This window comes from Escherichia sp. 93.1518 (assembly GCF_013368915.2).
Taxonomy (GTDB): domain Bacteria; phylum Pseudomonadota; class Gammaproteobacteria; order Enterobacterales; family Enterobacteriaceae; genus Escherichia; species Escherichia ruysiae.
Map to the genome: position 1 here is coordinate 110,159 of NZ_JABWMT020000011.1, position 14,639 is coordinate 124,797.

The following is a 14,639-nucleotide window of genomic DNA, read 5'->3' on the forward strand; positions in this document are numbered from 1 at the left end:
TATCCGGCCTATGCAAGAGTAGCCCGATAAGTTTGCGCATCGGGCGCTATCCTGGTTATTTCACTTCAACCACATTCAGCCGTAATTCATCCAGCTGATTCTCATCTTCTTCAGGCTGCCAGCCCGCAGGCTGTAGTGGGATCTCTTCGCGATCGAACGCCAGATCACCGCCGTTAACCACTTCGGAACCGTGGGTAATGCCTTTGAAATCGAAAAGACTGGTATCGCACAAATGAGACGGCACCACATTCTGCATCGCGCTGAACATCGTCTCAATTCGCCCCGGATAACGCTTATCCCAGTCACGCAGCATATCGGCAATCACCTGACGTTGCAGGTTAGGCTGTGAACCGCACAGGTTGCACGGAATGATCGGGAATGCTTTCGCATCGGCAAAGCGTTGAATATCTTTTTCGCGGCAGTAGGCCAACGGGCGAATAACGATGTGCTTGCCATCATCGCTCATCAGCTTCGGCGGCATACCTTTCATCTTGCCGCCGTAGAACATATTCAGGAACAACGTTTGCAGGATATCGTCACGATGGTGACCCAGCGCGATCTTCGTCGCACCCAGTTCCGTTGCGGTGCGGTAAAGGATACCGCGACGCAGACGAGAGCACAGTGAGCAGGTAGTTTTGCCCTCAGGAATCTTCTCTTTCACGATACCGTAAGTGTTCTCTTCAACAATCTTGTACTCAACGCCCAGCTTTTCGAGATACTCCGGCAGAACATGTTCCGGGAAACCAGGTTGTTTCTGGTCGAGGTTAACGGCAACCAGCGAAAAACTGATTGGCGCACTTTGCTGCAAATTACGCAGAATCTCCAGCATGGTATAGCTGTCTTTACCCCCGGAGAGGCAAACCATAATGCGATCGCCATCTTCAATCATATTGAAGTCAGCAATGGCTTCGCCTACGTTACGACGCAGACGTTTTTGCAATTTGTTCAGGTTGTATTGTTCTTTCTTTGTAATTTGTTGATTTTCTTGCATTATTTCAGTTCTCTGGTACTAAATGGGGCAAATTGGGGGCAAACTTTGCAACTATGATAACCGCGCATTCAACATGGCTATCTGTTCGTCGTTCATGTCATCAATCCACATACCGTAAATTTCATACACCATCTGCGCAGTTTCATGCCCCATTTGGCTGGCTATAAATGCCGGGTTCGCTCCTGCCGTCAACAGCCAGCAGGCAAAAGTATGCCGCGTATGGTACGGATTACGGCGGCGAATACCAGCACGTTTTACTGCTGCATTCCACCTTGCCCCCAAACTGCTTACCGAGTAATAAGGTTTTTGTTTTCCGTTACACACCCTGGGCATGAAAACAAAATGCAGTTTTTGCTTTTCGGTTCTGCCGTACTCCCGATGATAAAAGGTGATTTCGCTTTTGCGATGATGCCCGGTCAGTTTGTATTGCTCCTTCAGTGCTTCAAGAGCAGGCTGCAGTAGTGTTACTGTCCGGATCCCGGCATTTGTTTTTGGGGGACCGAACATATCAAGTATCGTCAGGTTTCTTCTGACATTCACTATTCCCTTTTCGAGATCCACATCCTCCCACGCCAGAGCTGCCAGTTCCCCGTGACGAAGTCCTGAGTAAACTGCAAATTTCCACATGTTCTGGCTCTGTCCTTTTTCACTTTCCATTAATGCATTGAATTCTGTTTTAGATAACGGATCAGGCTTTATTCTGTTTCGCTGTAATTTTTTTACTCCTTCAAATGGTTTGGTTGATATAAATCCCGACTGATACGCAAAACGTAACAGCGAACAGAGCAGGGCGATATAGTTATCAACTGTGCGCACGGTTCTTCCTTTTTTGTTGGATCTTGGATTATCCAGGTAAAGCGTTTCTCCATGCAGCAGTTCATTCCGGTAGTTTAAGATATCGCTATAACGAATATGTGATATCAGGGTACTTTCACAAATTATTATTCTGAGTGTTTTTAATTGTGATTTCGTTTTCTTCATTGTGTTTGTTGTTAACTCTGTCTCTTTAATTTTCGTCCAGATATCACAAAGCTCTCCGAACGTTTTTATGACTCTCGTTGTCACCATTTTTGCCCCAGTGCTGGACTGGGGAAAACGTCTTAAATACTCAAATTCACCGGAGTTTATTTCATGAACTATCAGCGCTCTTAAATTTCCGGCCTTTTTAATATTACTGTTTGTAATCTCCCAGCCTTTTAATGTTTCCCGACATCGTTTTCCTCGAAACATGAACCAGATGCGAATGTATCTACCTCTAATCTCGACACCTGTTGGTAATTTAGACATATCATGAGTCTTTGATAAACTGATTTATCTTTGGATAGTTGTACCAGATAATCCCTCGTTTGCTGTCTGGCTTACCTAAAGGAGATACTCGTTTGAAGTGGAAGCCCTCCACCCAACAGTTCTGGCGGTATGCTTCAATTTGTCTGGCCCCCAGACCAGTGCGAAGCATCAGGCCGTATTCAACCATCCACTCTTCATTAAAGATTACTTGTGCCATCGCATCACCTCTGGCAGGCGCCAATGTTAGACTGAAATTGACGCCCGATGTTGATTATTAATAATCAGCTATGAAGTTTTAATTTGAATACAATGCAATTCACGAGGACTGAAGTTTCTCGCAATTAAAATTTATCAGTTTTACTTTCTGCTCTCTGGAAACGCCTGCTTCTTTTTTACCTGAGAGCATTTTTTCGCATTCTGATTTCGTTAGTTTAGATTTTGAATATCTTGTCCAGTTAGTAGGAGTGCCACCTTCCTTTTCAATAGTGGCGGTAATTTTATACATGAACACCTCCGTTATTATTTCCAGTGGTTCGTTTATTCCATCTTTCGAGTGCTTCTTTTTCACTTCCACCATAACCGGTTCGGGATTCGCATCCGTTACACTTCGCTCGGTAATATCCTGAAATGACTTTCACCGTTACTGATGGACAACCACAAAATGGACATGGTTTAACATTGTCATATCTCATGATTTTTCTCATAAAAAATATTTCAAGTTGGCGGTGCATTACACCGCCAGGCTGAATTATTCCTCTGAATTATCGATTACACTGTATTCCCCGGTTAATACAGAGGAATCTGCAGGATCGATTGTCAGTGGTTCCTTTTCATCCATTGATACTGCACGCTGGATCTCAATTGATACGGGCAGATATTTGAACAGGCGACGAATAGCCGTTTTCTTTGCCATTTCTTCCCAGTGAGTTACCCACGGCCCGTTATTACCAGCTTTACTCAGGCTGCGCACCAGCTCAATCTGTTTGCGCGTCATAACTTCAAACTGAGTACCTCCGTCTTTAAGTCTTGCGACAGCATAGACGTGGGTAACCGGGGCATCTTCGTTTTCTCCCGGGCGGTGTATTAACTTTTCATCAAGGCCAAATTCGAAGCTAAACTCGTCACCTTCACGGACAACACGGGCTGACAGGCTGGCGATTTGACCAGAACGGCGAGCCAGATCAATCATGCCGCGATAGCCAATGATTAGCTGAACGTTCTTTTTACCGCTCTTTTCGTTTTTATTACCAAAAGGCAGTAAATATGCATGACCGAGGGCGCTACCTGGCTCAAGTCCGAGCTGTGAACACTGTACGATCGCACTGACAAAACTCATAGTGTCACAGTTTCCTAACGCCGGAACTTTACGAATTTCTGTGGTGGCGATACGGATCATACGTTCAGCCGTCATATGGCGTGGAAGAGCTGCTGCCAGTTGCTCTTTCATTGATGGCTGGTTAATAAAACTAATCACGTCGCTATTTTTAACTGCTGCTGGTGCACGGTTTCCCTGAGTTTTTTGCAGATCGGCTTTTGCGATTGGTGGTTGCTTAGTCATTTGCATATTCCTTAGCCCAGCGGGGCAGTGATAATGTCTTAATAGCTGGCCATTCATCGGTATTCAGGCAGTCAGACAGGGTTCGCAGATTGCGGTGATATTCCTGTTGACCTGCCAGTTTTGCTTCTTCGCCCATCATGAAAATTTCAACCGGATAACGTCCGCATTCAATAGTTGTGCTGGCAACCAGAAAAACGAAAGTTGGCTGCACTCCAAACTGTGCTTCATAACCGTCACTGTAGAATGCATCCTGAACGTGATAGCGGTAGTCGTAATAAGCGGTTTTGAATCGTTGAATATCCGCCGTAGTTTTCACGTCCATGATCCAGTGAAATTCAGGGATAATTTTGTCCGGACGGCACCGACACAAAATTCCTGTTTCAGGATCTTCCCAGTAAATTGATGATTCAGCGTGTCCGGCGCTTTCAACAAGCCATTGCCCCAGCGGCAAAGCCATAACGCTTTGATACATGAGTTCAATTTTCCGGCCTTCTTCCGCAGTGATAACTGTTTTTCCTGTGCTTGCGCATTCCATCAGAAACGCTTTCTCTTCTTCTTTTCCGGCGTTTGTACGGCGGTTAAATTCAGGTGCTACGATAAAGCGGTTACTGAATTCTTCCGGTTCAAGTACCCGGCAGTGGAAAGCGGTTCCTAAATCGAGCGTTTTTGTCTTTGTGGTGTCCACGGGGGCATTTTTACGCCACAAATATAGTGCCGGAGTATCAGCAATGTCATCGAGCTGAGACTTACTGACACCGGGACCCGCGTGGTAATTCTCATTCGAAATTCCGTAATAAATACCTGGCTCTATGTCTTCTACGATTACGGGATCTGCGACTTCGCCAGTTTCATCACTGCAATCGCGATGCGGATCGCTGCCAGCATTCTCATTGTGCGGATGTTCAGCGCCTTCCATTTCCTCCGGATCATTTTCCTTAGCTTCAACCTGACTCTCTTCATCGAATGTTTCCTGGTATGTTGCGTCGCCCATCACCGCACCACAGTCAGGGCAGTTATCCCCGCCAGTCTGGCCGCAGGCATTGCAGGCTATTTCCGGTTCCTGTTGCACTACTGGCTCAGGTTGATTCATATCCGGGCTGGTTTTTTCCGTTTCTGGCTGGTTCTGGTACACACAATTGTGAGTCTGGATCCCCTTTACCCATTTCGGATCGTTCGGGTCGCTAATTCCGTCAACAAATTCACCACGTGATGCAGCAAGCAATTTATCGGCATCGACAGGATCTTTTGATGGAATGTTTTTCCGGGCTTCATGGAGTTCTGCCCGCAGTTCCTGATATTTCGCATCAACAGAATTTACCTGTGACTGAGCATCCAGCGGCTGCGTGTCCTGATGATGTTCAGTTGCGTCCGGTTCCATTGTTTCAGCCTCTCCCTGTTCAACTGCCGTTGTTCCAGATGGTTGCGGTTTTTCTTCATCATCCTGTTTTCCTTCTTCTGTTACTCGCTGCGGCATCGGGGCAGAGGAGCGACCGCAGGCAATATCCACGATTTCCGGATCAGGGTTGGCATGATCGGTTTCAGTCAGTACTTTGTTCAGATATTCAGTGACGTGCGCGGGGATGACCTCGATCCCAATTGGTGCTTCTTTTACGGACGCAACCACGATGGCGCGGGAATAATCCAGCCCGCCAGGCATGGTGATGAATTTGTCGCGGAAAACAGAAAAGGGCGGTTTATTTTCAGCGATAATTTCCTCAATGCGTTTAGCGTGTGCCGGATGAAGGTTATAGATGTCCAGATCCATTGAACGGGCCAGTACGCCAGTGGCTACGTCGCGCGCCAGTGACGTCAGATCGTGTACGAAACCTTCGCCGCGATCGGTGAGGTTTCCGCCGCCAGCATTAGCACCGGAAGCCGTGCGAGTGATGTGTGAAACACGATTACCCTTCATCCACTCTTTTGTCAGCAGTCCTCGATCGGTGTAGTCAGCGTTCAGGTATGCTTCGAAAAAAGCAGTTATCAGTCCCAGGTTTGAATTACCAGGATTAGGGAAAACTTTGTCAGTGTCACGAACCAGTTTGTGGAGTTCGCGAATTTCCAGCGGGTCGAGCAGGCTGGTTTTGTGGGAAACAGCCAGGGCAGTAACAGCCGGTAGTTCTTCAGCCCGAGCAATGTGTAATGCCTGGAGTCCTTCGCGTGAAACGTGCGTTACCGGTTTTTCGCTGCCGTGTTGAGCAAGCCAACGAATGGGCAGTTCCTGGCCAGAAATTGGGAGTAGCATATTCTCCTCAATCTCAGTCATGTCTTCGCCGTTGACGTTGGTATTGCCTTGATAGTGAGCGTTGTCTGGTGCTGCTCCCGGTTTTAGTTCCCATGTCATGGAGTCTTTGCTGAGTTGATAGCGTTCACTCCAGGTAAAATCGATCTCACCTTCAGCGGGCAGGTCATTAACGACAGGAAAATTCGTGGCAACAGCTTTAAAATAGCTGCTCAGTTTTTTACCTGACTTAACGATCAGGTAGTCCAGAGTGGCACAGGTCGATTCAAAATCGTTGCTTGCCCACAGGACGACGTCAGGTTCACCGGATGATTTTTTCGCTTTCCGTAACAGGAAGAGTGGTTTTGTGCTCATTGTTTTTTAACCTCAACTCAGATTAAAATTCGTTTTGTTCAGTGAATGATCTTGCCGGATACACACTGTTCATAGCCTGCGCCATACGCAGGCTATTTCTTTCAGATTTCACCTTTTAATTTCATTGCAATTAGAGTTGCCAGAAATTCGGCTTTTTTTTCTGCGGGCAGATTCTTTCCGATATGCACCAGGCACATTTTTTTGACACCTTCATCAAGTGTTTTTACGTTGCCTGATGGACCATCGATATCAACCACAGTGAATGGGGTTTCTTTATTTTCTGTTTTAATTACGTAGCCAATGCGCTTTCCTTCCAGATTCACCTCGTGAACAATGTCATCGGTAGTTACAACAGTGGCTTCATAATTGGTAATCATGTTTTTCTCCTTAATTAAGGTTGAGCGAATACCTGCCATTTCTGGCATAAATTCAGTTTCGAATAGTCAATTAATTAAAGTTCATGTGCCATCTGGTCTTTTTCGGCACAAGCTTCACTGCAATATTTTCTCGGTTCGTCTTTTGATAAAATCCCGTGCATGAAGTGAAGCATTCTTTCAATAGCTTTGCTTTCTTCAACGTCTTTTTTGCAAAGGTGGTAAGCACATTTTATTTTCTTAGTCATCACCATGACTCCGCCTTTACAGGTAAACCATCACGACCGAGGAAGACTTTAATCATGCGGTCAGTAATGCATGTCTTTGTGGTCAGGTTACGAATATATAGTTTTCGCTTTTTAATATTGTTTGCCGAGGCAATATATGTCCGGCCTTCATGAAGAACATAATCGCCAGGAGTCACACACTGACGTGGTATTTCATCAGTTCCGAAGTGATGTGCAATCATAATTATCTCCATTTTTACAAATGAACTTTGTTGATGCGGTGCCTGGTGCCTCCAGGTGACTGCAACCAGTTAACAATTACAGTCGGCTTTCCCACCCAAACCAATAAGGACTAACATGACTTTTAACTGTGCCACGTGCGCTTAGCCGCATTCACCGCATCACAAAATTCACTTTAAAAAGGGCGGACATCAGCCGAACTTCAAGAAAAAAACTGATGCCGCCAGGACTACACACAGCAATGTCGTTATTTACAACCGGAGGCGCACTCCCACCATTTAAATTTAACAGACAAGACCGACTCTTTATGGATATCGGAAATGCGCCTTCGTGTTGTGCCCGGTTTTATTTCACCACCTCCGGGCTTCGGTGGTCTCGGCTATACCCCTACAGCGAGAGCTTGTGTTAACATTTCAATACCCTTACAGTTGAGAGTTATTGATATGTTGGATGTATTTACTCCATTGTTGAAACTTTTTGCTAACGAGCCACTCGAAAGACTTATGTATACGATTATCATTTTTGGTCTCACTCTCTGGCTGATACCGAAAGAGTTTACTGCCGCATTCAATGCTTATACTGAAATACCTTGGCTCTTTCAGATTATCGTTTTTGCCTTTTCTTTCGTGGTCGCCATTTCCTTCTCAAGATTGCGAGCACATATTCAAAAGCATTATTCATTACTACCAGAGCAACGAGTATTGCTTCGTTTATCTGAGAAAGAAATCGCTGTATTTAAAGATTTCCTTAAAACAGGAAATCTTATTATCACTTCTCCTTGCCTTAACCCGGTTATGAAAAAATTAGAACGGAAGGGCATCATTCAACATCAGAGTGATAGCGCAAACTGTTCTTATTATCTCGTCACCGAAAAATACTCCCATTTTATGAAGTTATTCTGGAACAGCAGGAGTAGACGTTTTAATCGTTAGCTTACTGTGTGCTTCTCCAACCATCGGCGCGCACCAGTTTCGGTTTTAAATGTTTTGCTTTTGGTATACGTCATGGCAGTGAACGTTCCATCCTGGTTGGGGAACACGCCGCACACCAGGGATTCGTTGTTGCCGAGGTCGATTTTTTGCATTTTGCGAATCTCACATCTTGTTGCTACGTATAGCGACTTCTGCCTGCCAGAGATCCCAGTCGTTGCTGCGTAAAGCCTGCACAGCCTGGTTGTAAGTGATACCGCAACAATCCATCAAATACTGAACTACTTCGTAATGCACCATCTTATCTCTCCCCTTAACGCCGGGTGGCGGAACTGAAACCTGCTGCACTGCAAAATCTGAACCCTGCCGTCATGTTCATACGCCTCGGGCTGGCTACTTAACCTCTGACCACTGCCTGGTAACTCGAAGTATTGCCCGGCGTTCTGTGGGACGGGGTGGGTTGGTAGGCATATAATGTACTTTGTGTTCATTGTTGTAAAGTACTTTAAGTACATTTTGTGTGTAAAAAAATGAGATGGGATAAAGTGAAGCACAAACCCGGAGGGGGACGCTACCGGATTTATGCTGGTTTAAGAGGCTTTTTGTTTTTTCTTTCGTGCTAACTCTTCGTAAATTGCATTGTACTTCTGTTTTTTCTCCTCAAGAGTTTTTAAAAGTTCATCTGTCTCACTGTCAGGGAGCTCGTCCAGAAGGTCAATGATGATTTTTTGTCTTGGATTTAACTCCTGATAGAAACGTACCTGTCCACTTTCTTCTGTATCCTCTCCCAAAAGATAGGTTGGTGTTGTTCCAATGAGTGTTGCTAATTCCCTTAATTTCTCTCGGCGAGGAATTGTTTCGCCATTAAACCATTTGCTAACCGCTTTTGGTGTTAATTTCATTCGACGGGCAATTTCTGCCTGCCTTCCATGTTGTTCATAACCAGCGTTTTCACAGGCTAGCGCAAGCCTACTGGCGAACTCTTTACGCGCTTTATCTTCATGAACCATAAGTTCAATGATATTCGCTCTTGAATGTACTGTCAGTTCTGTTATAGCATGTACTCAAAGTTCACATTGTGAGGGTGATATGAACCAGAAAACACTTGAAGATGTAATCAAAACTGTTCGCGTTTCTGTTGTGGCCGACGTTTGTGGTGTCAGCCAAAGAGCAATCTACAAATGGATGGATAACGGAAAACTGCCTCGCACAGAATATACCGGCGAAACAAATTACGCTGAAAAAATCGCTCATGCATCAAACGGATTATTTTCTGCCGATGCAATTTTAACTATTGGCAAAAATAAAACTACTACGAAAAAGCTGATGGGAGTTGATTCATGAAAATCAAGCATGAGCACATCGAATCAGTGTTGTTAGCCCTGGCAGCCGAAAAAGGGCAGGCATGGGTAGCCAATGCAATTACTGAAGAATATCTGCGCCAGGGGGGCGGCGAATTGCCCCTAGTTCCAGGCAAGGACTGGAACAATCAGCAGAATATCTATCACCGTTGGTTGAAAGGTGAAACGAAAACGCAAAGAGAAAAAATTCAGAAGCTGATCCCAGCAATTCTGGCAATCCTTCCGCGCGAGCTGCGTCACCGACTCTGCATCTTCGATACCCTGGAACGCCGTGCATTACTGGCGGCGCAGGAAGCGTTAAGTACGGCAATTGATGCGCATGATGATGCAGTCCAAGCCGTTTACCGGAAAGCGCATTTCAGCGGCGGCGGTTCTTCCGACGATTCTGTCATTGTTCATTAAGCAAAAGTTTCCATGCTGTTTGTGCTTATTCTAAGCCACCGGGCAGCATCATACGGGGCAATTATGGCCGCATTACCATACATGCAACTGTACATAGCTGATTACCTGGCTGACACCATGCATTTGTCAGCAGAGGAGCATGGTGCGTATTTGTTGCTGATGTTCAATTACTGGCAAACAGGAAAGCCAATACCTAAAAACAGGCTGGCAAAAATTGCCCGTCTGACTAACGAGCGATGGGCTGATGTTGAACCATCCTTGCAGGAGTTTTTTTGCGATAACGGCGAGGAATGGGTGCATCTTCGGATTGAGGAAGATCTGGCATCAGTCAGGGAAAAATTAACCAAAAAATCAGCCGCAGGAAAAGCATCTGTTCAGGCCAGAAGAAGCAGAAAGGAAGCAGATGTTCAAACAAAACAAGAGAGAAATTTAACAGGTGTTCAAACAGATGTTGAAGTGGTGTTTGAACATGATGTCAACACAAAGGCAACTAATAAAGATACAGATAAAGATCTAAAAACAGATCCCCCCCTAAATCCCCCCCGGGGGAATCTAGGTGTCAAAAAGTTTGACCCTCTGGATATTGCTTTGCCGAACTGGATTTCTTTCTCGCTTTGGCGTGAGTGGGTTGAATTTCGCCAGGCATTGCGTAAACCGATTCGAACGGAGCAGGGCGCTAACGGGGCGATACGGGAGCTGGAAAAATTCCGCCAGCAGGGTTTTTCACCTGAGCAGGTGATTCGACACAGCATCGCCAACGAATACCAGGGCTTGTTCGCGCCGAAAGGTGTTCGACCTGAGACGTTACTCCGACGGGTTAACACCGTTTCGTTACCGGGCAGTGCGATCCCACCAGGCTTCAGGGGGTAACTGACCATGAAAAATATTGCGACAGGCGGCGTTCTTGAACGTATCCGCAGACTGGCCCCGTCACATGTAACCGCGCCATTCAAGACGGTGGCGGAGTGGCGTGAGTGGCAACTTTCCGAAGGCCAGAAACGTTGTGAGGAGATCAACCGTCAGAATCGTCAGTTGCGGGTGGAAAAAATTCTGAATCGCTCTGGCATCCAGCCATTGCACCGCAAATGCTCGTTTTCGAATTACCAGGTGCAGAACGACGGTCAGCGATACGCGTTGAGCCAGGCGAAATTCATCGCCGATGAACTGATGGTCGGGTGTACAAATTTTGCGTTCAGTGGAAAACCTGGTACCGGGAAGAACCACTTAGCGGCAGCTATCGGGAATCGCCTGCTGAAAGACGGTCAGACAGTGATTGTGGTTACCGTGGCTGATGTTATGAGTGCCCTGCACGCCAGCTATGACGATGGGCAGTCAGGCGAAAAATTTTTGCGGGAACTGTGCGAAGTGGATCTGCTGGTTCTTGATGAAATTGGCATTCAGCGCGAGACGAAAAACGAGCAGGTGGTACTGCACCAGATTGTTGATCGCCGGACAGCGTCGATGCGCAGCGTGGGGATGCTGACAAACCTGAACTATGAGGCCATGAAAACATTGCTCGGCGAGCGGATTATGGATCGCATGACCATGAACGGCGGGCGATGGGTGAATTTTAACTGGGAGAGCTGGCGTCCGAATGTCGTCCAGCCAGGAATTGCGAAGTAATTTTTACCGGGAGAAAAATTTAATGGAGACTGTTTTTGACGCACTGAAAGCAATGGGAAAAGCCACATCCATAGAACTTGCTGCGCGACTTGATATCAGTCGTGAAGAAGTGCTGAACGAACTATGGGAACTGAAAAAGGCTGGTTTCGTTGATAAAAGCGCATACACCTGGCGTGTGGCTGATAACAACGTTCAGCAGGAACAGCCAGCGCCGGCAGAACTGCCGGAAGAAACTACCACGGCAACAGTCGCGAAAATTTCAGAGAGCGATTTAACTGCGACGATTGAACAACGTGACCACAAACGGCGGATGAGCTGGCTACATTGTTTGGTACCACATCACGCAAAGTAGCTTCAACGCTGGCAATGGCAATCAGCAAAGGTCGTCTGATTCGCGTAAATCAGGGCGGTAAATTTCGTTACTGCATACCGGGCGATAATTTACCAGCAGAGCCGAAAGCCGCATCGGTAGCGGAAACTGATGGTAAAGCCTTTCCTCAGCCAGCCGGTGTTGCGTTACCAGTACAGGAAGCGGCAACACAGGAAGATATTAAAACAGAAACTGTAGCGGACATTGTGCAGTCGCTGCCATCGTTTACTGCAACGCGAGAAGATGATTTGATTTTGCCATCGCTGCATATGGCAAACCGCGAACTGCGTAGGGTGAAGGATCATGTCCAGAAGTGGGAGCGAGTCTGCGCCGCGCTGCGGGAGCTGAACAAGCACCGGGATATTGTTCGTCAGATTGTCGATTCCTCCAGTCGTATTGTGTCGGAAAAGTGATTGCCAGAGGCGCTTATGGCAAAAGTATTTACACAAGAAGAGCGGGAAAAAATTAAAGGACAGGTTGTTGAACTCGTACGCCTGAGTGGGCGCGAGACGTTACGACAACTGGAAGCTAAAACTGGGGCAACAAGATATCTGATGAGCGTTCTGGCCAGAGAGCTGGTTGCCAGTGGCGATGTATACAACTCTGGTTACGGGCTATTTCCCTCTGAACAGGCTCGTAAGGACTGGCAAAACGCCCGCAAAAAACTATCGAGGGCAAAGGTGAAGAAACCTGCTGTAGTTGATCCGGACCTTATCTGGTCATTTACCAGACGGAGAAATACGCCGCTATGACAGGCGTCTGAATATAATCTGTCGCGAGTGCCGGAAGAGCGAAGTCATGTAGCGTGTATTGGCGTTTTATCCGGGAAGTTTTTAGGAGGTGTTGTTGTTGGAAAAAATTATTCTGACCCAGATGTTATTTAGGCCGAGAGCCAAAGTTTTTATTGTTTGTTCCTTACCAATGCGTTCATTTCTTGCATTTATCTGCGCGCCACGGAGGGGAGTAGAACACAAAATTGTTCAACGAGAGGGGTTAAAGTGAGAATATTTCTTGAATGGCGTGAGATACTCTAGAACGCTACATAAGATGTCAAGAATTACAATAATTATCTAATTATTGTTTTGTTGGAGCTACTGTTCTATTGAAAGGCCGCTAACATTTCTCTGACGGCCTTTTCAGTATGAATTATTATGCGGGATAATTATAAATTAAGTTTATATTCATGGCCATTAATAATGCTTTTGATTAATTCTAATGTCGCAGGAGAGTATTTATGAACCCCTTGCTTCCCTGTCTTCACTAAAACATGGTAATTATTATCTGAGGATTTAATATTAGTACCAGTTTCTTTTTGTATTTTTTCTAAAATTTGGTGAACATAATGCCAAGATCCCATATTAAGTAGTTTTGCAAGCTCAGAGATGGTGTAAGGATAACTTGCATTAAGTGCTTGTCCATTATTTAACTCTGCGATACCATAAAGTTTAGCTAATACATTATCTTGTTCGGCAATGTTCTTAAGCATTTCAAAATCATATGGAAGTTCTTGTTTTACAAGTGATTGTGAAGCAAACGTATAGGTCCTGGCTAAGAGTGCTCTAACTAGTTTGGGGTTAACACTAATTTCAGGAGTATTAGATGAGAGAGCATCATAAATCCAACCGAAATCATTGGCATATATCACTTTGATTCTGATGCTTTTATTCTCACCTACGCCAATTAGAATCTCTTTCTGATGTGAGCCAGTGGTTTCACATTCTGGACTAAAAGAAACCAGATAGATATTAGGGATTAATGCATTGTTAGGTGCAATTATCTCATCAATGTCGGATAGGATATCTTTAATGTTTTCATCGTTAATACTATAACCGATGAAGAACAAAGGATGTTCAACAAAATATGTTAATAGTTTTGCACTAATGTATTTTCTGCGTTTATAGAACTCATCATAATCTTCATTTGTTATAATTATACTTTCGGGTTCTTTACTACTTCCATGAATCTTCATGATTTCGCCGTAAGTAGTATAATTTACAGTAACAACATTATGACCGACTATTGGTTGATAGTTGTCAAATATTTTTTCAAGCAGGTCATCATAGTTTGTTGTAATAATGGCATGGGGCCTTACTCTTTTTAACTTTTCAATTTCTTCAGCATATTCTATAGTTGGAAAATCAATTGACTCTGAAAGTTTATTCAACAATGTCGCAATTTCATACTTGATATATATGTCTTTAGGGGTTTTGCTATTGAAATATTCTTCAGGATAGCGAGAAGTTCTGACATCCCAAGCCCATTCAGCGTATAATTCAGAAAAATCGCTGGCTATCAATGGCTTGTTGTCATTTTTTGTTTGACTGTAGTAACCATACGGACGAGTGATTAATGGACAAGTTTCAGCAAGATACTTTAACAGGTTTTCCCAATCAGGAGCTTTTAAGTAACGTTGAGATACTCCCGCGCCCATAAAGAGAATTGGCTGTACTTGCAAACCTTCAAGACATGATTTGATATCTTCAATTATTTCTGTCTGATATTCAGTGAAGTCCATACTTTAACCTTTAGGTTGTTTGATGCCGGAGTAGCAAATCGCTGCGGAGCGGTCCGGAGTTTTGTGATTCTCTGACTTTACCTTGGTATCTCCGGAGCGTTCTTTGTCAATCATATCATTGAAAGCACTATTTTTATCGAAAATTTCACCAGCACATGGTTGGTAGTAT

The 14,639-nt window shown here is 45.0% G+C and carries 19 protein-coding genes and 2 pseudogenes; 7 read left to right on the plus strand and 14 right to left on the minus strand.

Going from position 1 to position 14,639, the window contains the following annotated elements; all coding sequences use genetic code 11:
• Positions 1 to 55: 55 nt before the first annotated feature.
• The 10 genes from ttcA to kilR form a co-directional block, all read right to left on the minus strand.
• Positions 56 to 991 (minus strand): tRNA 2-thiocytidine(32) synthetase TtcA, encoded by a 936-nt coding sequence (ttcA, locus tag HEN21_RS10600; protein ID WP_105282424.1) that lies wholly within the window; start codon positions 989 to 991, stop codon positions 56 to 58.
• Positions 992 to 1,042: 51 nt separating this feature from the next.
• Positions 1,043 to 2,278 carry a tyrosine-type recombinase/integrase gene (locus HEN21_RS10605; RefSeq protein ID WP_000040851.1) on the minus strand — a complete coding sequence of 412 codons (1,236 nt, stop codon included), beginning with the start codon at positions 2,276 to 2,278 and terminating at the stop codon, positions 1,043 to 1,045.
• A gap of 1 nt (position 2,279) precedes the next feature.
• On the minus strand, positions 2,280 to 2,495 hold the full coding sequence (gene xisR, locus HEN21_RS10610) for an excisionase XisR (RefSeq protein ID WP_000079604.1): 216 nt from the start codon (positions 2,493 to 2,495) through the stop codon (positions 2,280 to 2,282).
• A gap of 99 nt (positions 2,496 to 2,594) precedes the next feature.
• Entirely contained in the window at positions 2,595 to 2,783 is a 189-nt protein-coding gene (locus HEN21_RS10615; RefSeq protein WP_001302840.1) for a DUF1187 family protein, read from the minus strand.
• Complete coding sequence (gene ralR, locus HEN21_RS10620) at positions 2,776 to 2,970, minus strand: type I toxin-antitoxin system endodeoxyribonuclease toxin RalR (protein ID WP_042038331.1); 195 nt, start codon at positions 2,968 to 2,970, stop codon at positions 2,776 to 2,778. Before ralR ends, HEN21_RS10615 begins: the two co-directional genes overlap by 8 nt.
• Before the next feature lie 56 nt (positions 2,971 to 3,026).
• The gene (recT, locus tag HEN21_RS10625; protein ID WP_000166319.1) at positions 3,027 to 3,836 is read right to left on the minus strand and encodes a recombination protein RecT; all 810 of its coding nucleotides are present in this window, start codon (positions 3,834 to 3,836) and stop codon (positions 3,027 to 3,029) included.
• Positions 3,829 to 6,429: an exodeoxyribonuclease VIII gene (gene recE, locus HEN21_RS10630; protein ID WP_176251813.1), complete on the minus strand. Its 2,601-nt coding sequence runs from the start codon at positions 6,427 to 6,429 to the stop codon at positions 3,829 to 3,831. Before recE ends, recT begins: the two co-directional genes overlap by 8 nt.
• A 101-nt stretch (positions 6,430 to 6,530) precedes the next feature.
• On the minus strand, positions 6,531 to 6,806 hold the full coding sequence (locus HEN21_RS10635; RefSeq protein ID WP_000632297.1) for a protein RacC: 276 nt from the start codon (positions 6,804 to 6,806) through the stop codon (positions 6,531 to 6,533).
• A 74-nt stretch (positions 6,807 to 6,880) separates the two neighbouring features.
• On the minus strand, positions 6,881 to 7,051 hold the full coding sequence (locus tag HEN21_RS10640) for a YdaE family protein (RefSeq protein WP_001352098.1): 171 nt from the start codon (positions 7,049 to 7,051) through the stop codon (positions 6,881 to 6,883).
• The gene (gene kilR / locus HEN21_RS10645) at positions 7,051 to 7,272 is read right to left on the minus strand and encodes a killing protein KilR (protein WP_000560223.1); all 222 of its coding nucleotides are present in this window, start codon (positions 7,270 to 7,272) and stop codon (positions 7,051 to 7,053) included. The genes HEN21_RS10640 and kilR overlap by 1 nt, the downstream gene beginning before the upstream one ends.
• Positions 7,273 to 7,713: 441 nt before the next feature.
• Between kilR and HEN21_RS10650 the strand changes: the two genes are divergently transcribed.
• Complete coding sequence (locus HEN21_RS10650) at positions 7,714 to 8,202, plus strand: superinfection exclusion B family protein (RefSeq protein WP_176251820.1); 489 nt, start codon at positions 7,714 to 7,716, stop codon at positions 8,200 to 8,202.
• On the opposite strand, the gene HEN21_RS10655 is transcribed toward HEN21_RS10650, so the two are convergent.
• The 3 genes from HEN21_RS10655 to HEN21_RS10660 form a co-directional block, all read right to left on the minus strand.
• Positions 8,199 to 8,354, minus strand: coding sequence for a YdaF family protein (locus HEN21_RS10655; RefSeq protein WP_001169151.1), 156 nt, complete (start codon positions 8,352 to 8,354; stop codon positions 8,199 to 8,201). The genes HEN21_RS10650 and HEN21_RS10655 overlap by 4 nt on opposite strands.
• A gap of 10 nt (positions 8,355 to 8,364) precedes the next feature.
• Positions 8,365 to 8,499 (minus strand): phage protein, encoded by a 135-nt coding sequence (locus tag HEN21_RS23055; protein WP_000233809.1) that lies wholly within the window; start codon positions 8,497 to 8,499, stop codon positions 8,365 to 8,367.
• 290 nt (positions 8,500 to 8,789) lie between these two features.
• Positions 8,790 to 9,209 carry a helix-turn-helix domain-containing protein gene (locus HEN21_RS10660; protein ID WP_000233320.1) on the minus strand — a complete coding sequence of 140 codons (420 nt, stop codon included), beginning with the start codon at positions 9,207 to 9,209 and terminating at the stop codon, positions 8,790 to 8,792.
• A 79-nt stretch (positions 9,210 to 9,288) separates the two neighbouring features.
• Between HEN21_RS10660 and HEN21_RS10665 the strand changes: the two genes are divergently transcribed.
• The 6 genes and pseudogenes from HEN21_RS10665 (at position 9,289) to HEN21_RS10690 (ending at position 12,759) form a co-directional block, all read left to right on the plus strand.
• Positions 9,289 to 9,543, plus strand: a complete 255-nt coding sequence (locus HEN21_RS10665; RefSeq protein ID WP_001072340.1) for a helix-turn-helix transcriptional regulator — start codon at positions 9,289 to 9,291, stop codon at positions 9,541 to 9,543.
• Positions 9,540 to 9,962 carry a toxin YdaT family protein gene (locus HEN21_RS10670; RefSeq protein WP_000693802.1) on the plus strand — a complete coding sequence of 141 codons (423 nt, stop codon included), beginning with the start codon at positions 9,540 to 9,542 and terminating at the stop codon, positions 9,960 to 9,962. The genes HEN21_RS10665 and HEN21_RS10670 overlap by 4 nt, the downstream gene beginning before the upstream one ends.
• 12 nt (positions 9,963 to 9,974) lie before the next feature.
• Positions 9,975 to 10,832 carry a YdaU family protein gene (locus tag HEN21_RS10675; RefSeq protein WP_176251814.1) on the plus strand — a complete coding sequence of 286 codons (858 nt, stop codon included), beginning with the start codon at positions 9,975 to 9,977 and terminating at the stop codon, positions 10,830 to 10,832.
• Positions 10,833 to 10,838: 6 nt separating this feature from the next.
• Positions 10,839 to 11,585, plus strand: coding sequence for an ATP-binding protein (locus HEN21_RS10680; protein WP_096251804.1), 747 nt, complete (start codon positions 10,839 to 10,841; stop codon positions 11,583 to 11,585).
• A gap of 22 nt (positions 11,586 to 11,607) precedes the next feature.
• Positions 11,608 to 12,368: pseudogene (locus HEN21_RS10685) on the plus strand (DUF1627 domain-containing protein).
• Between the two features lie 15 nt (positions 12,369 to 12,383).
• Positions 12,384 to 12,759, plus strand: a pseudogene (locus tag HEN21_RS10690) (DUF977 family protein).
• A gap of 358 nt (positions 12,760 to 13,117) precedes the next feature.
• Here the strand turns inward: HEN21_RS10690 and HEN21_RS10695 are convergent.
• On the minus strand, positions 13,118 to 14,470 hold the full coding sequence (locus HEN21_RS10695) for an SIR2 family NAD-dependent protein deacylase (protein WP_176251815.1): 1,353 nt from the start codon (positions 14,468 to 14,470) through the stop codon (positions 13,118 to 13,120).
• Positions 14,471 to 14,639: the final 169 nt, after the last annotated feature.